Below are 25803 nucleotides of genomic sequence, written 5' to 3' on the forward strand. Positions count from 1 at the left end.
GCGTCACGCGGTGAACCCGATGGCGGCGAGGCGTACGGACCCCTGCAGGGTGACGCGCACGTCGTGCACTCCATGGACGTCGAGCGCGGCCTCGACCGTGCGGTAGTCGTACGGTCCCGTGGTGGCGGGGACCACGATCTCCGCCGTCCGCCCGTCCGCCGTCACCGTGACGGATCCGGCACCCGAGGCGGACGCGGTGACCCCACGCACGCCTTCGCCGAAGTCACAGGCCCGGAAGAGGAGTTGGCCGATGCCTTCGACGGCCGCAACGGTGTCGCCCGCCGCCTTCGTACGGTCGAGGATCTCCGTACCCTGCTGCTCGTCGTAGTCGGCGGCCTCCAGTCCGCGTTCCACGACGGGGCGCGGGCCGGACGCCTCGCCGTCGACGACCGCGGTGGCGGTGAGCCGGATGTCGGTGCTGGACGCCCCGGCCAGGATCTCGTACGCGCCCGGCTCGACGGTCCAGCGGCCGTGCGCCACGCTCCAGTGGCCCAGCTCCGCGACGGGGACGAGGAATTCGACGTGTTCGGCAGCAGCCGGCGCGAGGTGCACCCGGCGGTGGCCCACCAGCTTGCGCAGCGGCAGGTCCGCCGAGGAGCCCGCCGCCCGGACGTAGAGCTGGGCCACCTCGTCGGAGGCGACGGCGCCGTCGTTGGTGACGGTCAGCGACACCCGCAGGTCCTCCCCCTGCACCGCCGCCTTCAGGGCGGAGTAGGTGAAGTCCGTGTAGGCGAGCCCGTGTCCGAACGCGTAGAGCGGGGTGCCGTCGAAGTAGAGGTACGTCTGTCGCGAGCCGATGATGTCGTAGTCGAGCAGACCGGGGAGATCGGCGTCACCGGCGTACCAGGTCTGCGGAAGCCGTCCGGCCGGGGACACGTCACCGGCGAGGATCCGGGCGAGCGCGGTGCCTGCGGCCTGGCCGCCGTGCGCGGTCCAGAGCACGGCGGGAAGCTCGGCCGCCGCCTCGGTGACCGCGTACGGGTAGGCGGAGGTGAGGACGAGGACGGTGCGCGGGTTGGCGGCGTGCGCCGTGCGCCACAGCCGGTCCTGCTGGGCGGGGAGGGCGAGCGTCGTACGGTCCTCGGTCTCGCGGCCGTTGATGTGGGGGTCGTTGCCGGCAATGACGATCACCGTGTCGGCGGCTGCGGCGACACGGGCCACGGCGTCCTCACCGCGTTCGACGGTCTCGGTCTCGAAGACCGTGGCGCGGGCCGCGGAAATCTTTTCGCCGGACTCGGCAACCTTTGCGCCGTCGGCGGCGACAGTGACGTACCCACCGGTCCCGATGTGCAGAAGGCGGTGTCCGCCGTCATGCCCCTCCACCGCTTCCAGGCGGAACGTCTCCTGGACGACCCAGCCTCCCGGCTCGTCCGCGGATGCCCGTACGCAGCCGTCGTCCGCGACGGAGAGATACAGGCCTTCGTCGGTACGGAGGGTGAGGACCCCGTCGCCCCAGTCCACGAGGTTGAGCTCGGTGGCCGTCCCGCCGCAGGTCAGCGGGGGAAGGTCGGTACGGCCGGCGAGGAGCGCGGGGTCGAGGGCGCCCTCCGCGCCACGGGCCTCGCCGTCCGTCGTCGCACCGGCCTCGGGCACCTGCAGCCAGCCCTCTGCGCACTTCAGCCGCACCCGGTCCGCGCCTTCGGCGAAGAGGACGTTCTCGGCGCCGTACCGCTCACGGAGTGCGTCGAGCGGGGTGGAGCGGTGCAGGAGCGTGCCGCTGTACCAGTCGAGCTTGCAGGCGTCCGCGAGCAGACCGACGACGGCGACGGTCCGGCCGTCACGCGGTTCGAGCGGCAGCAGTCCGTCGTTCTGGAGCAGGACGACGGATTGTTCCGCGGCCTCCAGGGCGAGCGCCCGGTGCTCGGCCGTGTCGAAGTCGGTGACGTCCGCATAAGGATCGAGCTCGGGATCGAACTCGCCGAGCCTGAAGCGCAGTTCGAGCATCCGGCGGACCGCGTTGTCGATGTCCGCCTCGTCGAGCAGGCCCTTGGCGAGGGCATCGCGGATGCGTCCGGTCATGACGGTGGAGTCCTGGCCGTGGTCGGTGAAACTGTCGACGCCGGCCTTCAAGGAGGCAGCGGTGGCTTCCTCGTGCGTGTCGAAGTAGTGCTCGGAGTCGACCAGGTTGGAGGGCGCTCCGGCGTCCGAGCAGACGACGAGCGGCTGTTCGGTCCAGCTGCGCAGCTCCTGGGAGAGGAGCGGGGAGACGTGGTTGGGGCGGCCGTTGACCAGGTTGTAGGCGGGCATGACACCGGCCACCGCACCGGCCCGGACCGCACCGCGGAAGGCCCGCAGATCGTATTCGTGCAGGACGCGCGGCCTGACCGACGAGGAGGCGGTGTCGCGGTCGGTCTCGTTGTTGTGCGCGAGCCAGTGCTTCAGAACGGGGGCCGTGCGCCAGTAGCGGGGATCGTCGCCGCGCAGCCCCCGGGTGTAGGCGACGGCGATCGCGGAGGTGAGGGCCGGGTCCTCGGCGTATCCCTCCTCACCGCGGCCCCACAGCGGGTGGCGCAGCAGATTCACTGTCGGGGCCCAGACGTTGAGCCCGACCCGGTCGTCCTCGGCGCGCTTGGCCCGCACCTCGTTGCCGACGGCCTCGCCGACCCGCCGGACCAGCTCGTCGTTCCAGGTCGCGCCGAGCCCGACGGCCTGTGGGAAGACCGTGGCGGGGCCCATCCAGGCGACTCCGTGCAGAGCCTCTTGTCCGGTACGGAACGGCCCGAGACCCAGGCGCTCCACCGCGGGCGCGAACTGGTGCAGCATCGCGATCCGCTCGTCGAGCGTGAGCCGCCCGAGGAGATCGGCGGTGCGCCGGGCGAAGGTCAGCTGCGGGTCGCGGAAGGGAAGCGGATGGTCCGTCACGTGCGGGTCCCCTTGGAAAGGTGGGAGGTATGTGGGGCAGGCGCGTATCGAAGGATCTTCGAAGCGCTTCGATGCTCTGCGCACAATCCGCAGGTGTCAAGGGTGCAACCCGACCTCCACGGGTACGCGGGCCCTGTTCCACCAGGAAACAGTTAGGAAACAGGTCCGAGGAATCTGGAATCCGACTCTTGTGCGGCCGGTTGGCTTCACTTAATCTCGCTGCAACATCGAAGCGCTTCGACGACACATTGGGTTGACCCGCTTCGCTCAGCCGGTGCAGTGCTGCCGGCTCGGCCGGTAACGCCCGCTACCTCAGACACAGGAGCCGGACGGCACTCGCCACCGCCGGATCGTCCTGGTGCACCACGAAGGGTTGACGCAATGACGCCGAATTCCTCTCCCTCCTCCACCGCCCCGAGCCGGAGAAGCTTCCTCGCATCGGGTGCCTTCGCCGCAGTGGCCGTGGCCGGCGGAGCGCCACTGCTCGCCGCGTGCGGCGGCAGCGGTTCCGGTTCCGGGAGCAAGGAGGGCACGACGACGGGCAAGGCACTGAAGAAGGTTCTGCCGAGCTACGCCCCGTCGAATCTGGTCCAGCCCGACGTGGCGAGCGTCAACGGCTCCAGCCCGGGGTTCACCAAGCTGCCCGACCCGCTGGCCGCCTCGGTGAAGTCCGTTCCGGGCAAGGGGTCGTCGTTCCGGATCATGACCCCGCTGTGGGGCACCGTCCCGAAGAAGGACAACCCCTACTACACGGCGGTGAACAAGGCGGTCGGCGCGAAGCTCAGCTTCGACCCGCAGGACGGCAACACCTACCAGGACAAGATCGGCGCGGTCCTCGCCGGCTCCGAGATCCCGGAGGTCATGACCATCCCCGGCTGGAACATGCAGGGGCAGATCCGGAACGCGATCACCGCGAAGTTCGCCGACCTGGGGCCCTACCTGGCGGGCGACGCCGTCAAGAAGTACCCGAACCTGGCCAACATCCCGACCGGCGCGTGGCAGTACTCCGTCTTCGGCGGCAAGCTCCGCGGCTTGCCGATGCCCTCCCCGATCCTCGGCAACGCGATCTTCTACCGCAAGGACCTGATCGGCTCCGGCGCCGTGCCGGCCAGCGCGGACGACCTGCTGGCCTTCGGCAAGGAGCACACCGCCCCCAAGAGCAAGGTGTGGGCGTTCGACGACCTCTGGACCTGCATCCAGAAGATCTTCGGCGTGCTGCCCGACGCCCCGCACTACTGGCAGCTGGAGGGCGGCAAGCTCGTCCACAAGATCGAGACGCAGGAGTACCGCGAGGCACTCGCCTTCGCCCGCAAGCTGCACGACGGCGGTTACGTCCACCCGGACGCCGAGGCCAACAAGGACGCCGACGCCAAGATCCGCTTCACCAGCGGCCACATCCTCATGTACAACGACGGCACGGGCGGCTGGAAGGGCATGGTCACCGAGCAGGCCGCCGCCAACCCGAAGTTCGACATGCAGGCACTGGACTTCTTCAGCGAGGACGGCAGCAAGCCGGTCCTGTGGCAGGACGACCCGGCGTCGATCTACACCTTCCTCAGCAAGGACCTGCCCAAGGCGAAGATCGAGGAGTTCCTCGGCATCGCCGACTTCGCCGCGGCGCCGTACGGCACCAAGGAGTTCATGCTGACGAACTACGGTGTCGAGGGCACCCACTACAAGGTCGAGGGCGGGGTGCCGACCTTCACCCCGCAGGGCATCGAGGAGGCGCAGCCCTCCACCTTCCTCTTCCTCGCCTCGCCGCCGCACACCGTCGCCTTCCCCGACGAGCCGCAGCTGGTGCAGGACTACGCCGGCTGGATGGCCCGGCAGGCCCCGCACGTCAAGAAGCCGCTCTTCTTCGGTATGCAGATCGTCGAGCCGCAGCGCTACGCCTCCCTGTACACCCCCTTCGACGACCTGCAGAAGGACATCCGGCGCGGCCGCAAGAAGGTCAGCGACATCGACGCCGCGGTGACCACCTGGAAGAACAGCGGCGGCGACAAGCTCCGCGACTGGTACCAGGACATTCTCGACAAGAACGGCTCCGGCGTCTGACGCGTACGCCACACCTGCACGTACGCACAACGACAGAACAGCAGGCCGCCGGGCGCGAGGAGCCCGGCGGCCGGGGTGGAGAGCACGACATGGGGAGCACAGGGTGAAGCCTCGGGCCACGGTGGCGACCGACGCGGACCGCACGGCGGGGCGGGCGACCGCCCTCTCCGGCGAGGACAACGGCGACAACGACGGCGCGCGCGGCCGGTCGCGGGCGGGCGGGCCGCCCGCCCGGCCATCGAAGCAGGGACGGCAGAAGACGAAGGCACCGGCCGCGCCGGGAGGCATCACCTGGCGCCTGCGCTTCCGCCGGGACCGCACGCTGATCCTGATGACGGTGCCGGCCATGGTGCTGCTGCTGATCTTCAACTACATCCCGCTGTTCGGGAACGTCGTGGCCTTCCAGGACTACGACGTGTACGACCTGGGCATCACCGGCAGCCCCTTCGTCGGCTTCGACAACTTCACCCGGATCTTCGAGGACTACCGCTTCTGGGAAGTCCTGCTGAACACACTGGTCATCTTTCTGACCCAGCTGCTCCTCTTCTTTCCCATCCCGATCGCCATCGCCCTGCTGCTCAACACGATCATGAGCACCCGGTTGCGGGCCTGGGTCCAGGCGATCGTCTATCTGCCGCACTTCTTCTCCTGGGTCCTGGTCGTCACCGTCTTCCAGCAGATGTTCGGCGGGGCCGGGCTGGTCGCGCAGTGGGCGCGCGAACACGGTCACGAGGGCTTCGACCTGATGACCAACCCGGGCTTCTTCAAGTTCCTGGTGACCGCGCAGGCCGTGTGGAAGGACGCGGGCTGGGGTGTGATCGTCTTTCTCGCCGCGCTCGCCGCCGTCAACACCGACCTGTACGAGGCCGCGGCCGTCGACGGTGCGGGCCGCTGGCGCCGCATGTGGCACATCACCCTGCCCGCGCTGCGCCCGGTCATCGCCCTGCTGCTCGTGCTGCGGGTCGGTAGTGCGCTGAACCTCGACTTCGAGCAGATCCTGCTCCAGCGCGACCAGGTGGGCGCGGGCGCGTCCGAGATCCTCGACACCTACATCTGGTGGACGGGCATCAAAACCGGCGACTTCGGCTATGCGGCCGCCGCCGGAATCTTCAAGGGACTGTTCAGCGTCGCCATGGTGCTGGGAGCCAACAAGGTCGCCCACATGATGGGCGAGCAGGGGGTGTACTCCAAGAAATGACGACTCTCCTGGACATGGAAAAGAACGGCAACCCGCCGGCGCGGCCCGCAGCTGGACCCGTGGAGACCCCGCTCCAGCGCGCCCTTCGCATCGAACCGCGCCCGGTGTGGGAGGAGGAGCCCACCAAGGCGGGCCTCGCCTTCAAGGGCGTCGGACTCTTCGCGATCTGTGCGGTGATCCTCATACCCATCTGGGTCGTGGTGGTCACCAGCCTCTCCGACACCAAGGCGATCAACGACGCGGGCGGACTGGTCGTCTGGCCGCAGAGCGTCACGTTCGTCGCGTACAAGGAACTTCTCAGCGGCGGCGCCGTCACTCGGGCCGCGCTGGTGAGTATCGGCCTGACCGTCGTCGGCACGGTGTTCAGCATGGTGATCTCGGTGCTGTGCGCCTACGGGCTGAGCCGCAAGGACTCCTTCGCGCATCGGCCGCTGTTGATGACCATGATGGCGACGATGTTCTTCGGCGCGGGCCTCATCCCGACCTATCTGCTGGTCACGGGAATCGGCCTCAGCAACAGCTACTGGTCGATGATCCTGCCGAGCGCCATCAGCGTCTTCAACATCCTGGTCCTGCGCGGCTTCTTCATGGACACCGCGCCCGAACTGATCGACGCGGCACGCATCGACGGCGCGGGTGAGTGGCGGATCCTGCTTCAGATCATCATGCCGCTGTCCCGTGCGGTGATCGCGGTGATCTCGCTGTTCTACGCGGTGGGCTACTGGAGCCAGTGGTTCAACGCGATGCTCTACATCCAGGACAGCGACAAGTACCCGCTGCAGATGATTTTGCGCCAACTGGTCCTCCAGCACCAGGTGCCGCCCGGCGCCATGGGCGCGGCGGTGAGCAGCGGGCAGATCAACAGCCTGGCGGTGCAGATGGCGGTGATGGTCCTTGCGCTGATTCCGGTGGCCGTGCTGTCGCCGTTCGTCCAGAAGCACTTCCAGAAGGGCATGCTCACCGGCGCCGTCAAGGGCTGATCGCCACCACTCCCACCCCTGCTACCCACCCGAAGGTGTGTTCGTCATGCGCGCTTCGTCCGTCCCGCAGCCCGAACCCGCACAACAGAACGCGCCCCGGCGCCGCACCGTGCTCGCCGGTGCGGCCGCGGTGGCCGCCACCGCCGCCGTGCTGCCCCTGGCCGCCCCGGCCGCGGCGGTCGCGCGGCCCGGGAAGACCCAGCCGCACCGCTGGCGGACGGCGGCGATCGGCGGGACCGGTTTCGTGACGGGCATCCTGTTCCACCCGGCCGTCCGGGGCCTGGCCTACGCCCGTACGGACATCGGGGGCGCCTACCGGTGGGACGACGACCGGGCGCGCTGGACGGCTCTGACGGACCACCTCGGCTGGGACGACTGGAATCTGCTGGGCGTCGAGGCCCTGGCCGTCGACCCGGCCCACCCGGACCGGCTGTATCTGGCACTCGGTACGTACGCACAGTCGTGGGCCGGTCCGGGCGCGGTGCTCAGATCCGAGAACCGGGGTGCCAGCTGGGCGCGTACGGACCTCACGGTACGGCTGGGCGCCAACGAGGACGGCCGGGGCGCGGGTGAACGGCTCCTGGTCGACCCGCGCGACAGCGAGACGCTCTGGCTCGGCACACGGCACGACGGTCTGCTGCGCTCCACGGACCGCGGGGCGACCTGGGCCGCCGACACCTCGTTCCCGGCGACCGCGTCGGCGAGCGGCCAGGGCGTCACGCTGCTGGTGGCGGCGGGCCGCACGGTGTACGCGGGCTGGGGTGACGGCGGCACCGCTCTGTACCGTACGGACGCCTCTGGCAGCTGGGAGCCCGTCCCCGGTCAGCCGTCCGCCGATACGGCCGCGTCGAAGGTACCGATCCGTGCCGCGTACGACGCCGGCACCCGGGCCCTGTACGTGAGTTACGCGAACGGACCCGGCCCCAACAACCAGGCCGATGGCTCGGTCCATCGGCTCGACACGGTCACCGGCGCCTGGACGGACGTCACCCCGGTCGCGCCGGCCACCGGAGACGCGTTCGGCTACGGCGGGGTCGCGGTCGACGCCACCCGCCCCGGCACGGTCGTCGTCTCCACGAACAACCGCTGGGGACCGGTGGACACCCTGTTCCGCTCCACGGACGGCGGGGAGAGCTGGACCTCGCTCAAGGACACGGCGGTCCTCGACGCGTCGGAGACGCCGTATCTGAAGTGGGGCGGTGAGACTCCGAAATTCGGCTGGTGGATCCAGGCCGTGGCCGTCGACCCGTACGACTCGGAGCACCTGGTGTACGGCACCGGCGCGACGATCTTCGGGACGCGCGACCTGGTGCACTGGGCGCCGGAGATCCGAGGTCTGGAGGAGTCGGCGGTGCGGCAGCTGATCGCGCCTCCGTCGGGCGCCCGGCTGCTCAGCGGGCTCGGTGACATCGGTGTGATGTACCACGACTCCCTCAACGCGTCCCCGTCGCGCGGTATGGCGTCGAACCCGGTCTTCGGGACGGCGACGGGCCTCGCCCTGGCCGCGCTCAATCCCTCGTACGTCGTACGGACGGGCTGGCCGTCCGGCTCGGACGCCGCAGGAGCGTACTCGCACGACGGTGGCGCGAGCTGGCAGCCGTTCGCCTCCCAGCCGGCGATCGCGGCGTCCGCTCCCGGACCGGTGGCGGTATCCGCCGACGGGGCGACACTGCTGTGGTCCTTCGTCCACTGGGACGGCACGAAATACGCCGCGCACCGCTCCACGGACGGTGGCACGACCTGGGCCGAGATCTCCACGTTCCCCAAGGGCGGCACCCCGGTCGCCGACCCTCTCGACCCCACCCGCTTCTATGTCTACGACACGGACACCGGGGCCGTGTTCGTCTCCACGGACAAGGGCGTCACCTTCACCCAGGGTGCTTCCGGTCTCCCTTCGGGCGATGTGCAGTTCCGTATCGCCGCCGCGCCCGGCCGCTCCGGCGACCTGTGGCTGTCGGCCAAGGACAACGGGCTGCTGCGCTCGACCGACGGCGGGTGGACGTTCACCGCGGTGGCCGGCTGCCAGGCCTCGCACGCCCTCGGCTTCGGCAAGGCCGCCGCCGGCGCGAAGCGACGGGGCCACCGTTCCCCTTACCCCGCCGTCTTCCAGACCGGCCGGGTGTCCGCCACGCACGACGGCGTCGCGGTGCTCCGCTCGGACGACGCGGGCAGGACCTGGGTCCGCATCAACGACGACTCGCACCAGTGGGGGTGGACCGGCGAGGTCATCACCGGTGATCCCCGCATCCACGGCCGCGTCTACCTGGGCACCAACGGCCGCGGCATCCAGTACGCAGACCCCGAATGAGGAACGAGAAGTCCATGCCGTCCCTGCACGACGCCACCCGTGGCCGCATCCTCTTCGGAGGCGACTACAACCCCGAGCAGTGGCCCGAGGAGGTGTGGGCCGACGACGCCCGGCTGATGAAGGAGGCCGGGGTCAACTCCGTCACCCTCGGCGTGTTCTCCTGGGCGAAGATCGAACCGCGCCCCGGTGCACGGGAGTTCGGCTGGCTGGACCGGCTGATGGACCTGATGCACGCGCACGGCATCGGTGTCGTGCTCGCCACCCCGACGGCGTCGCCGCCGCCGTGGATGGGCGCACTGCACCCGGAGACGCTGCCGCGCGCCGAGGACGGCACGCTGGTCTCGTACGGCTCGCGGCAGCACTTCTGCCCCAGCTCGCCGGTCTACCGCCGCTACGCCGCCGCGATCACCGAGGACCTCGCGGCACGGTACGCGGATCACCCGGCGCTCACCGTGTGGCACATCAACAACGAATACTGCACGCACTGCTGGTGCGACGGGACGGCTGCCCATTTCCGCCGCTGGCTGTCCGCCCGCCACAGCGACCTCGACGCGCTCAACGAGGCGTGGGGGACGGCCTTCTGGAGCCAGCGCTACGACAGCTGGGCGGAGATCCTGCCGCCCCGCCGGGCCCAGTACATGAAGAACCCGGCGCAGGTTCTGGACTTCAAACGGTTCACCTCCGACGCCCTGATGGAGTGTTACATCGCCGAGCGGGACATCGTCGCCCGGCACAGCCCGCACATCCCGGTGACGACCAACTTCATGCCGCTGTGGTCGGGCCAGGACGGCTGGGCGTGGGCGGAGCAGGAAGACGTCGTCTCCGTGGACATCTATCCGGACCCCCAGGACCCGCAGGGCGGCCAGTACAACGCCATGCTCGCCGACATGACGCGCTCCCAGGCCGCGGGCCCGTGGATGCTGATGGAGCAGGCGGCAGGCCCGGTCAACTGGCGCGGGGTCAACCACCCCAAGCCGGCCGGTCTCAACCGGCTCTGGTCGCTGCAGGCGGTGGCCCGGGGCGCGGATGCCGTCTGCTACTTCCAGTGGCGGCAGTCCCGGCAGGGATCGGAGAAGTTCCACTCCGGGATGCTCACCCACGCGGGCGAACACGGGCGGGTGTTCCGGGAGATCAAGCAGCTCGGCGCCGAACTGGCCCTGATCGGTGCCGAGGTGAGCAGCGAACCCGTGGCGGCCGAGGTGGCGGTCCTGCACGACTGGGACGCGTGGTGGGCGAGCGCCCAGGAGGGCCGGCCGTCCTCGCTCGTGGCGTACCCGGATGTGGTGCAGGCCTGGCACCGGGGACTGTGGGAGAACGGGACCAGGACGGAGTTCGCCCGCCCCGAGGCGAACCTGACCGCCTACCGCATGGTCGTCGTCCCGCAGCTCTACCTGCTGAGCGATGCGGCGATCGACAACCTCGTCTCGTACGTGCGCGGTGGCGGCACCTTGGTCTGCGGGTTCTTCACCGGAATCGCGGACACCGACGACCGGATCAGGCCGGGCGGCATGGACAGCCGGCTGCGCGAGCTGCTCGGGATCCGCACGGTGCACGAGTGGTGGCCGCTGGATGCGGGCGCATCGGTGGAGTGCGACGGCTTCCGCGGCAGCCTGTGGTCGGAGGAGCTGGAGCCCGACAGCAGGGCGGAGACGGTCTCCGCCTACCGGGGCGGCGAACTGGACGGGTTGCCCGCGGTGCTCCGCAAGGGCACGGCCTGGTACGTGTCGACACTGCCCGAGCCGGAGGCCCTGCGCGAACTGCTGGGCCGGGTGGCGGCGAAGTCGGGCGCACGCCCCGTGCTGGAGGGGCTGCCTGCGGGGGTGGAGGCGGTGCGCCGCGGCTCCCTGCTCTTCCTGCTCCACCACGGGCGGTCCGCGGTGACGGTCATGGTTCCCGGCCGGCACACCGATCTCCTCACGGGTGCAGAGACCGATGGCAAGGTGGAACTGGGCCGTTACGGCGTGGCCGTCCTCAGAGAAGCCTCGGCATGATCGACGGTACGTGGGAGCCCAGCCCCGCCACGCGCTGGGAGGACGCCTTCCTCAGCGGCAACGGGCATCACGGGGCCATGGTGTACGGCGATCCGGCGGACGACCGGGTGATCGTCAACCACCACACCCTGGTCCGGCCCAACGGCAGCGAGGACGCACGGCCGCCCGAGCTCGCGGACCGGCTCGGCCGCCTCCAGGACGCGCTGCTCTCCGGGGACACCGCGGCGGCCGAGGAGTTCGGCGCGGGGCGTCCGCTGGTGTGGGTGCAGCCCTTCCATCCCGCGTTCCAGACCCGCGTCCGCCGAAGCCGGGGCTTGCACGAGGCCGTCGCCGGCTACCGGCGCGAGGTCGACTTCACGACGGGTGAGGCCACCGCTTCGTACGAGGCCTGGCGCAGCCGGGTCTTCGTGTCGAGGGCCGACGACGTGATCGTCCAGCACATCACCGATCTCGGGCTGACTGCCGACCTCGTCCTGGACCACGGCCTGCCGGGCGCTCCGGCGCACCTGGCGGTCGGCCGCTCGACCGTGCTGACCGGGGACGGCGCCAAGCTGGCGTTGCGGGTGGGTTATCCGGGCAGCGACGTCACCTTCACGGGGGTGACCATGGCCACGGTGGACGGCGGCAAGGTGTCCGTCGCGGGCGAGGGCATCCGGGTCGAGGGGGCGCGGAGCCTCACGCTGACGACCCGGGTCCGGCGCGGGGTCGGCCACCTGGAACTCTGCGCCCTGTGGGCGGCCCTGCCGCACGAGGACTACGCCACCCTGCTCGCCCGTCATCAGCCGTTGCACCGTGAGGCGTTCGGACGCACGTCCTTCTCGCTGCGGGACGCGGTTCAGGACCGGGAGCTGCCCGGCAGCGAGTTGCTCCGCAGCCCGAGGAGTCCGGCGCTCCTGGAGCGCCTCTTCGCGGCGGGCCGTTACCACCTGCTCTCCTCCTCGGGCCTGCTGCCGCCCCGCCTGACCGGACTGTGGACCGGCGACTGGGACACCGCGTGGTCCGGGGCGTTCACCACGAACGCCAACCTCAACCTCCAGGTCTCCTCGGCTGCCACGGCCGCCCTGCCCGAGGTCACCGAGGCCCATGCCGCCCTGGTTCACGGACAGTTGGCCCACTGGCAGGACAACGCGCGTGCGATCTTCGGCGCCCGGGGCATCGTCGCGCCGTCCCATACGGACGGCGAGTCGGGCCACGCCCGTCACTTCCAGCGCGCCTATCCGCTGCATCTGTGGACGGCGGGAGCGGACTGGCTGCTGCAGCCTCTGCTCGAACACGCCGAGGTGACGACCGGCACGACGGACCCCCGTCTGACCGCCGCTCTCGTCGAAGCGGCGCTGTTCTACGAGGACTTCCTGACCCGCGAGGACGCGGACGGCAGCATCGCGATCGTTCCGTCCTACTCCCCGGAGAACCGCCCGGCGAACGCGAGTTGGGGCACCGTCAACGCCACCATGGACATCGCCGCGGCCCGCCACGCCCTGACCACGGCCGCCGACCGCGCCTGCGACCACCCCTCCGCCGGCCGCTGGCGGGAGCTCGCCGCCCGTCTCCCCGGCTACCTGGTGAACGAGGACGGGGCACTCGCCGAGTGGGCGTGGCCGGGTCTGGAGGAGACGTACGACCACCGTCACCTCAGCCATCTCTACCCGGTGTGGCCGCTGGACGAGATCAACCCGTACGACACCCCGCAACAGGCAGCGGCCGCGCACCGCGCCCTGGAACTGCGGGGCTCGGAGAACGACTCCGCCCACGGCCATCTGCACCATGCGCTGATCGCGGCCCGGCTCCGGGACCCGTCCCGGGTGTCCGCCGCTCTGGACGCGGTGCTGGCGGGCGACTTCTTCCACGACTCGCTGATGAGCGCGCACTATCCGGCGCGCAACGTCTACAACGCGGATGCGGCGCATGCCCTGCCGGCTGCCGTCATCGAGTCGCTCGTCCAGTCGGCGCCCGGCCGCCTGGTCCTTCTTCCCGCTCTTCCCGAGACCTGTCCGGCCGGCGAACTCCGCGGCATCCGGACCCGGTTCGGAGCGGGGCTGGACCTCAGCTGGTCCGCCCTGGGTGCGACGGCGGTCCTGCACCCGACCCGCGACGCCCGTGTCGACGTACGCCCGGGACATGGGCTCGTACTCACCGAAACCTTCTCCGACGACCCCGAGGCTCCGCTGGACCTGACGGCCGGCGTGGACCGCGTCCTCACCCTGAGGAGGCGGTAGCGATTCCCCCCACCCATGGAAGGGACACCATGGCACAACGACGCACCCTCACCAGGCTTCTGCTGGCCCCCGCGACAGCGGTGGCCGCCCTGATCGGCTTTGCCGCCGCACCCGCCCACGCCGCGATCTGGTCCTCGTCGGACCAGTGGGGCAACTACACCACGTCCGACGGCTACATCCTCTACAACAACATCTGGGGCTCCGGAGCGGGCGCGCAGACGGTCTGGGCCAACTCCTCCAGCAACTGGGGTGTCTGGGCCGACCATCCGAACACCGGCGGCATCAAGTCGTACCCCAACGCCAAGAAGATCGTGAACAAGTCGATCACTTCACTCTCGTCGCTGACCAGCAGCTACAACGTCACCGTCCCGTCCTCCGGCGCCTACAACACGTCGTACGACATCTGGGACACCGACTACGACTACGAAGTGATGCTCTGGGTCAACTACAACGGTGCCGTCGGCCCGCTCGGCACCTCGCAGGGGAACGTGACCCTGGGCGGCCACACCTGGGCCGTCTACAAGGGCGACAACGGCGCCAACCAGGTCTTCTCGTTCCTGCGGACCTCGGACTCCGCCTCCGGAACCGTGAACATCCTGCCGATCCTGAAGTGGATCAAGGACACCAAGGGCTGGTGGGGCAACGAAACCATCGGCGACGTCCAGTTCGGTTACGAGATCACGTCGTCGCCGGGCGGTCTCGACTTCGTGACCAATGGATTCGGCGTCTCCTCCAGCTGATCCACCGAGGCAAGGAGCCGGTCCCCCTGGCGGGGGGCCGGCTCGCCGGTGCGCTCAGCGGGATCAGGCCGGTGCCTGCCCCGTGCGCGCCAGCCATCGGGCGGTGTCCGCCCAGCGTTCGGGCCGGCCGGCCTCCAGCACCGCCGCGAACCGCTCGGGGCGGGCGAGCAGGCGTCTGTCCCGCGGGTGCAGTTCGGTGTGCGCGAGCAGCCAGCCCGCCAGGGCGTGCCGGTCCAGCGGGCCGGGGCCGGACAGCTGTCGGGTGTACGCCGCGCCGGCCGCCTCGGCGTCTCCCGCGGTCAGCAGCTCGTCGGCCGTCGGCGTGGGCCCGTAACCGGGCTCCCGCCGCATGTACAGCCGGCCCCGGTCGTCCTGCCAGTACCCACCACCCGCGTCCGGGGCGACCAGCGGCTCACCACCCGGCGCCGGATCGGCACCCGAGCGCAGCGCCTTGACGAGGGTGTCCCGCTCGCCGTCGCCGCAGCGCAGGTTGCGCAGCCGCCACTCCACCCGGTGGCTGACCGCCGAGGCCCGGGCCCTGTCCTCGGTCGAGGGCTCCAGCGGGTCTCTCAGCCAGCCGTCGACGGTCTCGGACAGCCTGGTGACGAGGCGCCGTCCGGGGCCCGTGAGCTGTCCGCGCGTGGCCAGGGTGCGGAGCACCATACGGGTCTGGAGGCGGCGCAGCGCGAACAGGAAGGGTGCCCGTCCGTCCGGGTCGGCAGTCGTGTCCCCGATCCGGTCGCGCCAGAAACCGGTGACGCCGACGAAGGCGTAGGCACCGTGGAGGAGGCCGGGCAGGTGGCGTGGATCGGCGCGCCAGGGCGCGTAGTAGAGCTCCGACCGGTCGTCCTCCATCAGCGGGAAGAGATGGAGCAGCGCGCCGAGTTTGCTGTGCTGGAACTCGTGGACGAGGGTTTCCGCGAGGGAGAGGCCGTCCTGGGGGCGGGCCATCACCATGGAGGCGAAGGCGTCACCGGTGGAGGCGCTGAGCCCGGCGGCCGGCACCGGGAGCCCGGCAGCGCCGTCCTTGGCACGCCAGGGGACGATCCGGCTGATCTCCTCGGGCCGCAGACCGCCGGGACCTCGGCCGCCCCGGCGCAGGATCGATACGGCATCGTGGAACAGGCCCTGCCAGGCACGTAGTTCTGCGGGGTCGAGACGGCCGGGGGCGATCGGCTCGTCCAGATCGCGGTACGGGTCGAGGTCGTCGAGCTGTACGGCACGCGCTCCGGGACCGGCGGCCAGTCTGTGCACCGGCAGCCACTGCGCCGATTCCGGATCCGTGAGCGGGTGTACGACGACGTCCGGCCCGTGATCGGTGGCGACCGTGAGCGACCCGCCGGACACCACGGTCCGTACCGCGTGGAAATCGTCGCGGTCCGGGCCCGGCAGGCGTATCAGGCCCAGTGCGGGCAGGCTGACGGCCCGCCCCCGGGCGGGCAGGAGCAGCTCGGTGTCCGTGCCCGCGTGAACGGCCGCTGTCGCGGCCACCACCGCGATCTGCCCGGCGTCGGCCCACAGCGGAGGCCCGGATGCCGTTCCGTGCAGTCGGCGCAGCGTGTGGGCGAGCCAGCTGCCGACCTGAGGGCTCAGCAGCAGCTCCTCGACGGGATCGGGTGCCAGCGCGGCGGCGGCCTCCAGGGTGGGCCAGACGGCCCCTGCGTCCAGCGGGCCGAGGATGCCGGGGTCCGCGTCGAACAGGTCGAGGAGCTCACGCAGCAGCAGAAGACGGCGGGTCCGTTCGCCCTGGACCAGGAACGCGACGGCCTCCGGCGAGCCGCCGCCTGCGGCGATCTCGTCGAACAACGGGCCCGGCATACGGATCGGGGCGTACACATCGCTCCCTGTCGTGGACGGATGGTGCTCGGCAGGGCTCTATTCGGCCCGCCCTGGTTCCGATCCGCCCATCGCGTTGCTGCGCGCGCGGCGGATTTCTGCGAGCAGTCGTGGCCCCATCGCGGGGTCCGGGACCAGTCGCAGATCGGCGACGCGCACGGAGGCCAGATCCATGAGGTCCGACTCGAGGTGATCGGGTGTGCCGTCGGCGGGTACCGGCTGGTACAAGGCGCGCTCCCCCTTCGCGAGCGGTGGCACAGGATGCCACCGTTTACTCCATCATGACGATTGAGACCCCTTCCCGAAACCCGCGTGATCACGCCAGCCGATCACATTCCGGGCCCGGGTCCCGCCACGAAGTCCTGCACGGCCGACTTCAGTTCGGCTGCCCGGCCGGGTTCCTCGTCGAGCAGGGTCACCGCGTCGTACAGCTCCCACAGTCTGTCCGGCTGCGCTCTGAGTGTGCGGACGATCCCGATCACATCCGTACGTGGCATCGTGTGCCTCGGCATCCGTGCCACAACCTTCGCGGGCAACTCGTTGACCAGCGCCTGGCGTTCGTCACGGTCGCTCATCAGCGGATACGCCAGCAGGGCATCGATGAGCCGGGCCAGCAGCCGGCCTGCCGTTGTGGCACCGGGTCCGGACACGGCCGGTGGGGCCGACGGCATGCTCTCGGTCCGTTCCGGACTGATCAGGAGCAGGCTGGGGAGCTGTTCGGTGCGTCCTGCGGCCCGGAGCGCGTTCATCCTCGCCCGTACGGCCTCGAAAAGAGCGTCGGGATCGGGCAGCGGATCGGTGCGCAGAGCGTCCAGAACGATGTCCGAGAACACGCCGAGGCGGAGCTCCGGATCGTTGGCCGCCCGCTGCCCGCGGCCGGCCGCGAACATCAGGATCTGCTCGTGCGCCTCGACCCGCCGGCCGGTGGGCAGCCGCTCACCGGGCAGCGACTGAGGGAAGTTGTGCCGTTCGTCAAAGGTCCGGCATGCGTCGATCACCCACATCTGGCGTCCGAAACCCGTCACCGCGTCGCTCCTGAGCACACCGCGGGCGGACTCGACATCGATGTTGCGCCGGTCGGCAACGGTGGCGTCGGCGCAGTAGAGGCGCAGGTGCTCGTCCGTGTCCAGGACTCCGTGTCCGCCCCACCACACCCACAGCGCGTCACCGCTGCGGGCAGGGACATCGGTGACGAACGCGCGTCGCAGGGTGTCGTGGTCGGCCGGCCGGTACGGGACTCCCGGCTCGGTGCCGGGCAGCGGCGCGAGATGGAGCAGGATGTTGGCGTCGGGAACACCGCGGGCCAGCAGCCAGTCGCGGAACCGCAGCGCGTCTCGTACCGGTCCGGGGAGGTTCCAGTCCTCACCGGCCCCATACTGTTCGATTCCGATGACCAGGGCGACGACACGCTCCGGTTCCACATGCCTCCGTGTCACGGCAGGCGCTCCCCGATGGCGCGGTAGACGGCCGGATCGGTCCAGTAGGCACTGTGCGCCACGGGAAAGGGCTGGCGGCTGTCGGTGGCGATGTCGTGGGCGCGGCCGGCGAAGAGCGGTTCCGCCGCGTACCCGAGCAGATCGCGCCGGTCGTAGAGATTCAGCCACGGCGGGACATGGCCGGGGAGCGGATCCGGGTGGGCGAGCGCGGGAAGCGCACCCGTCTCGTACAGGAAAGGACCCTGCGAGCCGACGGTGACCAGAAGTTCGACGCCGGGTAGCGGGCCCGCTATCAGGGTGTCGAGACAGATGATGCCGCCGAGACTGTGGCCGAGCAGGACCACGGGGGGCTCCAGCGGGGCGACGAGCTCGCGCAGCCCTCGGCGCATGTCCTCGCCACGGGCCAGGTATTTGAGAATGTCACCGGCGGCCGGGTGCGCCGCGTCCGTGAGAGCGCGGCGGCGCCGCACCGCGTAGCGGGAGCCGAAACGTACGAGCGGCTTCCCGGCCATACGCAGCAGCGGGCCGCGGCCGGTGCCTGCCGGAGCCGCACCGAGGCGCTCGGCGACTGCCGCGACGGCAGCGTCCCGGGCATCACCGCCGCCCTGCACGGGGCTGTCGTCCTCGACAGCCCCGGCGATGACTGCGGCGACCAGCGCACGCGCCAGCACCCACGCCAGCGTCTCCGGGTCCAGCGCCTCGGCCGCGGGCGCCAGCAGGGGGTCGCGCGCAAGCCGGGCCGCCGCCTGCGGGAGTCCTGGACCGAGCAGGCCGGCCCAGGGCTCGCCGTGCGCTGCCAGGTCGAGCAGAAAGGCTCTGGGCCGCTCGTCCGGAAAGGCCGCGCCGGGCGGTGTGACGCGCGCGGTGGCTCCGGCTGCTGCCGTGGCGAGTTCGGCCGTCGGGTCGTCGTACAGCCGGGCCCACTCCTCCACCTCGTCACCCTGCTCGTCGGGGTACTCGGCGCTCCGGCCCGTCCCGCTGCCGGGGCCTTCCGGGATGCTCGCGCCGCCCGCGGCGAGCCGGGCGCCGTGCCGCTCACCCCAGCGGTAGGCGATCAGGCGCGCATCGGGGGCTGTTGCCGCCATCCCCGACGTGACCTGTGCGAGCAGGGTGGTGAGGTGTGGTTCACGCACACCTGTGCCGTGAGTGAAGACCACCGTGGTCATGTGTCCGCCCCCGTTGCCGTGTTGCCGTCGGCCCGGCCCGCCACCGCCTGGGCGGTGGTCCGGACCGACGGCCTTCTCTCAGCCGCGCTGCCTCACATCGGCAGCGGCGTGATGTCGCATTCGATGCGCTGGTGCAGCCTGGCGGCCGTGTGCCAGGGGTGGTTGTCCCCGAGAGCCCGCGAAAGGCCTGCGATCGCTGCCGAGTTGAGCCGGTCGGCTTCCGCCGACTCCCCGAGCCCGCGGTGGTCCAGTGCGAGATTGGCCGTGCAGGCGAGAGTCAGCGGGTGGTCGGCGCCCGCGGCCTCGGTGAGCGTCGGGAGAACGTCCTGGTCGGCGGCCTTGGCCTGCGCGAAGTCGAGCCGGGCATAGTGGTTGTTGGCCCGGCACAAAGCGGCCGTGAGTGTGCTGACGTGGGTCCTGCCGAGTGTGCTCTCCAGGAACTGCACCGCCTGGACATCCAGAGCTTCGGCCCTGTCGACGTCCCCCTGCGCCCGCAGCGTCGCCGCCAGATTCACCTTGACGAACTGTGTGTAGGGGTGCTGCTCCCCGAGCACCTTGCGATAGGCGGCGAGCGCCTGCTCACCGAGGTCGCGGGAGCCCGCGAGGTCAGCGTTCAGTCGCCGTTCCACCAAGGCGTGGACAGCGGCGCCCATGGCATCCGTGTTGTTGAGACCGTAGCGGGTGGTGAACCGCTCGAGGATCTGCTCCGCGAGCGCGGAGCCCCCCTCGACCACACCGGCCCTGCGCCGGCACACGGCAAGGTTGAGAGAGGCACGGAGGGTGGCGGCATTCGTCTCGCCGAAGTGAGTCACATAGGAGAGGTAGGTGGACTCCTGCAGCGCACGCGCACCCAGATAGTCACCGGCCTCGCGTACGTCGATGGCCAGCCCGTTCAAGGTATTGAGAGTGAGCCCGCTCGCCGGGCCGTACAGCAGCTCGCGCTGGCGTACCGTCTCCTCGTCGATCTCCCGCGCACCGGCGAACCGGCCGTTCAACCGCAGCGCGATGCAGTAGTCGTGCGCCGCGCTCAAGGTGGTGGGGTCCTCGGGGCCGAACAGATCGCTGGCCCGGGTGAACGCCTCCTCCGCAAGCTCACTCGCCTGCCCGAACTCCCCCCGGTGTCGTAGCGCGCCCGCCATCTGCCACATGGAGTCGATGAGTTCCTCGTCCGGGATCTGCGCACCGCGCGAGATCGCCAGAGCCCGCTCGTTGTGCACGACCGCCTCGTCGGGCCGTCCGAGGAGCCTCAGGTAGAAGCCGAGGAGCTTGGTGATCCTGATGACGTGCAGATCCTCGTCCCCGGATTCGGCGCGCCAGGCGGACCACGCCAGCCGGGCCTGGGCCGCGCCCGACTCGTGCGCGCCCCAGTAGTAGAGGAAGAACACCATGTCGTACACCAGGTCACGGACCCAGGCATCGGAACTCGTCACCGCTCCGGAGGCGATCACGTGCGGCAGGATCGCCTGATAGGCGGGCCACTGGTCGGGGGAGGCGGGCGCCCCGGGCTTGGCCGTCGTGAGCAGCAGGTGGGCCGCCCGCGTCATCCTGGCCCGCTCCTCCGGATCCATCCTGGCCACGATCACGTTCTGCATCAGCCGGTGCATCTGCAGGCTGGCGGTCTTGTGGTCCAGCCTGACCAGGGACAGCTTGCTGAGGTCACGCGTGGCACGGGCGAGCAGCAGCGGGTCGCGCAGTACCGGGTCGAGCTCCGGAGTGATCTGGACGTTGCGGCCGCCCCTGAACAGATTGAGCGGGATGGGCTCCGGTGCCATGCATGCGCAGATCTCCAGGATCTGGCGTGCCGCAGGGTTGTCCTGCGAGAGGCGCCCCAGAGAGATGTCCCAGACGGCCGCGACCGGCAGCGGATAGTCGGGGGAGGGGTCGAGTTCGAGGATCTCGGGCCGGCGCTCCTCCAGCAGGCGGATGTACTCGTCCACCGGCATACCGGTCGCGGCGTGCCAGGCGCCTGCCTGCTCGACGGCGAGCGGCAGGTCACCCAGCGCCTCGGCGAGCGTGCCCGCGTCATCGGCACTCATGCCGCGCGCGCGGCGCTGGAGGAGTGCGACGCTTTCGGCCCGGTCGAAGACGTCGACGCTGAGGGGTGTGGCGACGCGTTCCCACTCGCGGTTGCGCGAGGTGACGATGATCTTCCCCGGGCCGCCGTTGGGGAAGTAGGACCGCACCGTCTCGATGTTCTCGGCGTTGTCGAAGACCAGCAGCCAGTTGTCGAAGGGTTTACCCGTACGGAGCGCCTCACGCACGGCGGGCACCGCGGCGTTGGCCTGCGGGCCCACCTCCAGGCCGAGGCTGCGCGCCAGGTCGGCCAGAGCGCCGAGGATCAGGTTCTCCTGCTCCGCGGGGATCCACCAGATGACGTTGAACTCGCCGCTGTGCCGGTACACGTACTCCACGGCGATCTGCGACTTCCCGACGCCGCCCGTGCCGTGCAGCGCGTGCGGGAGAACGGCAGTGGTCTCGTCCTCCTGCAACTGCCTTTCGACTGCCGCCAAAAGACTTTCGCGGCCGGTGAAGTTGGGGTTCTTCGGCGGCACATTGCCCATGATCTTGGGCTGGCCGGTGCGCACGAAGCGCAGCTCCGGTGCCGAGGCTCCCCCACCCTGCTCGGCCCTCCGGGCATCCTCTTCAACGGTTACTGGTGTCTGGGGCGACACGGATCCTCCTGGTGGAACGGTCGGACGCGACCGGGGGGCGGGGGCATTGTCATTCACATCAAATGCCTCTTTATCATCTCTCGTCGCCTCCGTTGCCGGTCCCGCGCCGTGCAGCAGCTCGACGTTCAGACGCGCTGCCCGGCGCCGGTAGGGCAGGCCTCCAAGAGCGCGCAGGACGGCCAGTTCGATGCGCAGCCATGCCTGACCGCCTTCGCGGTCCGGGAGCGCCGCCTGCGCGGGGTCGCGCAGCGCCGCCCGGAGCCGGATGCCCTGCGCCTGACTGGCCCGGGACTCCGCCAGCAGGCCGACGGCGCGGGCCAGTTGGGTTCGGTTGCTGGTGGCCAGCAGTGCTTCGCGTACTCCGTCGGCGAAGTCGGGGCCGTCCTCGTCGTCCCGGTCCCAGTCGATCAGGCCGCCCATCATGATCTCGGCCAGGTGGTCGGGGCCGGACTCGGGGAAGGCCCGGTCGCGCAGCTCCTCGATGACGTCGAAGCGCATCGGTGCCACGGCCAGCAGGACGGCGAGCTGCTGTGCGAGCGGACTGGCCAGCGAGATGAATCTCCGTACGGCGTCCGCCGCCGCGCGCGGGCCGTCGATTCTGGGGGTCCGCAGACCGGGCGCGGACACGCCCTTGGCCATCGCACCGGCCAGGACCACCGGCAGGGCCCGCCGCACCCCGCGCTCGCCGGTGACGAGGTCGGCCCAGGCCCGGAACGAACCGGGACGGAGGCTCAGAACGGGTACGGCTACGGATCCGTCGCCCGTCTCGGGCAGGACGCGGCTCTGTTCGGGCCCGCCGTGCGGAGGGTGGCAGAGGAAGTGCCGGTTGAGCGCGCCGAATCCTGCGGCGTCGAGTCGCGCCCGGAAGGGGTAGACCGAGGACCGGTGCCGCAGATAGGGGGGCAGCAGATGGACGAGCGCCGTGGGGCCGGCCGCGGAGAGCCTTCCCATGAGTTCGTCGGCCCCACGCTCCGCCCAGCCCGGCGCCAGCCCGTCGGTGATGACGAGGAAGAGCCGCGCCCCGCGGCCGTCGAGCAGCTCCGCGGGGTCGGCGTGCCGGTTGCCCGGCCAGCGCAGTACGGGCGCTCCCCCGCCGGACAGGGACACCTCGACCGTACGGACGTCCCGGAAGGCGCCGCTGTGCACGGCCTCCTGGGCCAACTGGCGTACGGTGCCGCCCCAGACGGGCATGGTGGGCGCGCGATCCACGAGGAGCATCAGGTCGAAGGCGCGCTCCTGAACCGGTTCGAGATAGGGGATCCACAGACCGTCGGCCAGACCGTTCTCGGCGGTGCGTGCCTCGTCGAGCCGGTTCAGGTGACGCGACGGCACACGCCGGCCGAGCCCGCGCAGGGCCTTGGCCAGACGGAGTGGCACCGCACGCCGTGCGGGCCGCGGGGACTTCGGAAGCAGCCCCTCCGGCCGGCCGGCCCTGGTCTCCTCGATGGTGCGCAGCTCCAGGTCACGGGCGTCGACATCGGTGGCCCCGGCAGGCACGACTTCCGGCATACCGGTGTCCGAAGGAGGGGCATCGACATCGGTGAGCGATTCCGGCTCGGCGGATAAGCCCTCCGGGGTGGTCTCCGCATCCCCGTGGGAGACCCGGCCCGCCCTGCGCCACGCAGCCGCCAGCCAGACACCGTCTGCGAGGTCCCGCCAACTCGAGTCGCCGTCCGTGTCATGGGTGGCGGTACCGCTCGACGTGGCCGTCGAGTCCGGGGCGCGTTCCCGTGGCGAGCCGTGCATCAGCGGCCTTTCGAGAGGTCGCGGAGAAGCATCTCAATGAGCTTACGCCCGTCGCTGTCGGCCCGGAATCCGTGAGCGGTGGTGAGTTGCACGGCGTTGAGCAGCTGATCGACCGACTGGGTGCCGCCGCCGTCCAGACGCCTGACGAAGTCGTCCACGAGCGCCTCGATGTCTTCGGGCCGCCTGCGCAGATGGCTGACGACGATGGAGACGAGCTGCTCGCGGCTGGGCGGGCGCATCTCCAGGGGCAGGCAGCGGCGCCGGAAAGCGGCCGGGAACTCGCGTTCGCCATTGCTCGTGATCACGACGACGGGGAACTCGGAGCACTCGACGCGGCCGGACTCGATGACGGCCCGGCTGCGGGGATCGTCGGTGAAGACGGACACGTCGGCCGCACCGGCGCGCACCAGTTCCGGGATCTCGTAGCTGCCGTTCTCCAGCACGTGGAGCAGGTCGTTGGGCAGGTCGATATCACTCTTGTCCAGCTCGTCGACGAGCAGGACGCGCGGCCGTTCGTACGCGAGGAGCGCCGTTCCCAGAGGGCCGAGCGTCAGGAAGTCCCCCAGGTCGGGAGCGCTGCCCGCCTCGCCCGGCGCGCCGTCGCCGCCCGCCCGCCAGGCGGCAATGGCCTGGGCCCGTCCGATGGCGTCGTACTCGTACAGGCCGCCGCGAAGGGTCGACCGGCTCACGATGCTCCACGGCAGCACCCGGCCGAGGCCCAGTTCCCGTGCGATGAGATAGGCGAGGGTCGACTTGCCGACACCGGGCGGTCCGGTGATCAGCAGGGGACGTCGCAGCAGGAGCGCGGCGTTGACCGCGTCGATCGCCTCGTCGCGCAGCTGAGGACCCTCCTGCACGATACCCAGCCGACGCAGCGCCGACTGGGCGTCGTCGGGCGGTGCGCCCTGCAGCGGGCTTCCGGAGAACACTCTCCAGGGGGGCGGCGCCGGAAGCTCGGGCAGCTCCCCCGCAGGGGGTTGCCCCGTTGCGTGGAACACCCTCCAGGAAGGCGGCGTCACAGCCTGCGCTGCCGTGTCCTGCTCGGTCATGCTGTCAACTCCTCACAGTCGACCAGGCGGTTGGGGTCGTCCCAGAAGAACGCAATGTGCTTACCCAGCGACAGGCTGTCGCGACCCAGCCGCTCGGCGTCTTTACGCAACTGACTTATTTTCGCGGACAGTTGCGACGGAGGGTGGGCAAGCAGCAGAGTCAGCACCTCGCCCGACAGCTCGGGGCTCTCAAGCCTGCGGTCCCAGGCTGCAAGGCCCACTCCCAGTTCGATGGCCGTGATGAGTGCGTCCAGACCGCGGTCGGGCAGTGCGGGAACGTCGAGTATGACCGCGGTCAGACTTGGGTTCGCCTCGAGGTCGGCACGCCAGATGTCGAGGCGGCCGCCCTGCTCCCCGTGCCAGCGGTGAGCCTCGGCCACACCGGCCTCTTTGAGCTGCTTCCAACGAGCCCGCCAGCGCCCGTGCTCCTCGGTGTTACGGTCCCTCATACGTTCGAGGCTCCGAAGATGAATATGGTAGCGAAGACCGATCGGCAGCGGGACACGAGTCCGCGTACCCAGTTCGAGCCGCGCCATGTCGTGATTGAGGAACTGGAAGGGCAGCACGAACTCGACCTGCACGGGAGGATTGTTCTCGTCCTCCGCGAGGCCCGCCCAGTGTGAGCCACCGCGGCCGATCGCTCGTCCGACAGCGGGCGCCAGGGTGTCGAGGGTCGCTCGTTCGATGCGCCCGGCCACAGGCTCCCAGTAACCCGGGGCCGGATTGACCCAATGGCGTACGAAGATGTCGGCCGAACTGTCGTCGGCGGGCTCCACCATCACGACGAGACAACGTGCCACATCCGGATCGGACACCGGCAGAGCCGCGATCGCGCGCCTGCGGTCGGCCAAGGCGTTCACCACCTCCGGGCCTGCCTCCCGGGCCCATCGGTCCGACCACTCCCTGAGCTGTTCGCGGAGTGCGGGCTGCACCTGCAGCGCCGTGATCTCGACCAGCACCAAGGCCGGGGGTAATCCGTCGGCCTGGGCGTTCCTCTCGCACAGGTAGTCGAAACGCTGGGAGGGGGACTGCCCGTAGGGAAGTTCGACGATGCCCAGTTCGTGGACGAGGATTGCGTGCAGGCGGCTCTCGTCGGTACTCCGCACCTCGGCGAGCAGTCGCCGGATCCGCTCCACCGCGATGTCGTCGAACTCCGCCGACGCGTCCGCCACCGCTCCGTCCGGCAAGCCGCTTTCCACCAGCCTGGCCAGACCGGTCGAGTAGTCGCGGCCGGCGATGACGCTCACTCCGTCGACGAGCGCGTCGAGGCCTCTGACGCGCTTCACCACATTCATGACGAGGGACAGCATTTCCACCCGCGGGTTCCTCCGCAGGTAGGTGATCTCCACGCCGAGTTGCTTACTCACATAGGCGACGAAAAGTACGCACTGGTCAGGGTCGCGCACAAAGTCCAGCTCACATAACTGCTCGACCAGGGCCCTGATCAGAAACGCATCGGCCTCCCCCGGCCTCTGCGGCACGTGTGCCATCACCGACCATCCCCCGCCGAGCCGGATCATCATCCACAACTGATCGCGAAGCTATCAC

General features: G+C 70.4%; 15 protein-coding genes. 7 read left to right on the forward strand and 8 right to left on the reverse strand.

The annotated features are described in order from the left end of the window. Positions 1 to 3: 3 nt before the first annotated feature. Positions 4 to 2862 (reverse strand): glycoside hydrolase family 3 C-terminal domain-containing protein, encoded by a 2859-nt coding sequence (locus ACFWBQ_RS01245; RefSeq protein ID WP_385482645.1) that lies wholly within the window; start codon positions 2860 to 2862, stop codon positions 4 to 6. Between the two features lie 381 nt (positions 2863 to 3243). Between ACFWBQ_RS01245 and ACFWBQ_RS01250 the strand changes: the two genes are divergently transcribed. The 7 genes from ACFWBQ_RS01250 (at position 3244) to ACFWBQ_RS01280 (ending at position 14350) form a co-directional block, all read left to right on the forward strand. Then, entirely contained in the window at positions 3244 to 4917 is a 1674-nt protein-coding gene (locus tag ACFWBQ_RS01250) for an extracellular solute-binding protein (protein ID WP_385482647.1), read from the forward strand. A gap of 103 nt (positions 4918 to 5020) precedes the next feature. Beyond that, positions 5021 to 6115, forward strand: coding sequence for an ABC transporter permease (locus ACFWBQ_RS01255; RefSeq protein WP_385482648.1), 1095 nt, complete (start codon positions 5021 to 5023; stop codon positions 6113 to 6115). Beyond that, positions 6112 to 7095 carry a carbohydrate ABC transporter permease gene (locus ACFWBQ_RS01260; RefSeq protein ID WP_385482650.1) on the forward strand — a complete coding sequence of 328 codons (984 nt, stop codon included), beginning with the start codon at positions 6112 to 6114 and terminating at the stop codon, positions 7093 to 7095. Before ACFWBQ_RS01255 ends, ACFWBQ_RS01260 begins: the two co-directional genes overlap by 4 nt. A 46-nt stretch (positions 7096 to 7141) precedes the next feature. Then, on the forward strand, positions 7142 to 9403 hold the full coding sequence (locus tag ACFWBQ_RS01265; protein ID WP_385482652.1) for a 1,4-beta-glucanase: 2262 nt from the start codon (positions 7142 to 7144) through the stop codon (positions 9401 to 9403). Between the two features lie 14 nt (positions 9404 to 9417). Further along, positions 9418 to 11394, forward strand: a complete 1977-nt coding sequence (locus ACFWBQ_RS01270) for a beta-galactosidase (protein WP_385483136.1) — start codon at positions 9418 to 9420, stop codon at positions 11392 to 11394. Then, positions 11391 to 13610 (forward strand): glycoside hydrolase N-terminal domain-containing protein, encoded by a 2220-nt coding sequence (locus tag ACFWBQ_RS01275; protein WP_385482654.1) that lies wholly within the window; start codon positions 11391 to 11393, stop codon positions 13608 to 13610. Before ACFWBQ_RS01270 ends, ACFWBQ_RS01275 begins: the two co-directional genes overlap by 4 nt. Before the next feature lie 29 nt (positions 13611 to 13639). Continuing rightward, a complete protein-coding gene (locus ACFWBQ_RS01280; protein WP_385482656.1) occupies positions 13640 to 14350 on the forward strand; it encodes a hypothetical protein in 711 nt (236 codons plus the stop codon). Between the two features lie 63 nt (positions 14351 to 14413). On the opposite strand, the gene ACFWBQ_RS01285 is transcribed toward ACFWBQ_RS01280, so the two are convergent. The 7 genes from ACFWBQ_RS01285 to ACFWBQ_RS01315 all read right to left on the reverse strand — a co-directional run bounded on the left by ACFWBQ_RS01285 (position 14414) and on the right by ACFWBQ_RS01315 (position 25778). Next, a complete protein-coding gene (locus ACFWBQ_RS01285; protein WP_385482658.1) occupies positions 14414 to 16186 on the reverse strand; it encodes an HEXXH motif domain-containing protein in 1773 nt (590 codons plus the stop codon). A 39-nt stretch (positions 16187 to 16225) separates the two neighbouring features. After that, complete coding sequence (locus ACFWBQ_RS01290; RefSeq protein ID WP_385482660.1) at positions 16226 to 16414, reverse strand: aldo/keto reductase; 189 nt, start codon at positions 16412 to 16414, stop codon at positions 16226 to 16228. A 101-nt stretch (positions 16415 to 16515) separates the two neighbouring features. Further along, positions 16516 to 17622 (reverse strand): caspase family protein, encoded by a 1107-nt coding sequence (locus ACFWBQ_RS01295; RefSeq protein ID WP_385482661.1) that lies wholly within the window; start codon positions 17620 to 17622, stop codon positions 16516 to 16518. Next, a complete protein-coding gene (locus ACFWBQ_RS01300) occupies positions 17619 to 18788 on the reverse strand; it encodes a hypothetical protein (RefSeq protein WP_385482663.1) in 1170 nt (389 codons plus the stop codon). The genes ACFWBQ_RS01295 and ACFWBQ_RS01300 overlap by 4 nt, the downstream gene beginning before the upstream one ends. 92 nt (positions 18789 to 18880) lie before the next feature. Continuing rightward, complete coding sequence (fxsT, locus tag ACFWBQ_RS01305) at positions 18881 to 23206, reverse strand: FxSxx-COOH system tetratricopeptide repeat protein (protein ID WP_385482664.1); 4326 nt, start codon at positions 23204 to 23206, stop codon at positions 18881 to 18883. Beyond that, positions 23206 to 24255 (reverse strand): AAA family ATPase, encoded by a 1050-nt coding sequence (locus tag ACFWBQ_RS01310; protein WP_385482666.1) that lies wholly within the window; start codon positions 24253 to 24255, stop codon positions 23206 to 23208. The genes fxsT and ACFWBQ_RS01310 overlap by 1 nt, the downstream gene beginning before the upstream one ends. Then, positions 24252 to 25778: a hypothetical protein gene (locus tag ACFWBQ_RS01315; RefSeq protein ID WP_385482668.1), complete on the reverse strand. Its 1527-nt coding sequence runs from the start codon at positions 25776 to 25778 to the stop codon at positions 24252 to 24254. The genes ACFWBQ_RS01310 and ACFWBQ_RS01315 overlap by 4 nt, the downstream gene beginning before the upstream one ends. Positions 25779 to 25803: the final 25 nt, after the last annotated feature.

It is taken from the genome of Streptomyces sp. NPDC060035 (genome assembly GCF_042736635.1).
In the GTDB taxonomy this organism is placed as follows: Bacteria; Actinomycetota; Actinomycetes; order Streptomycetales; family Streptomycetaceae; genus Streptomyces.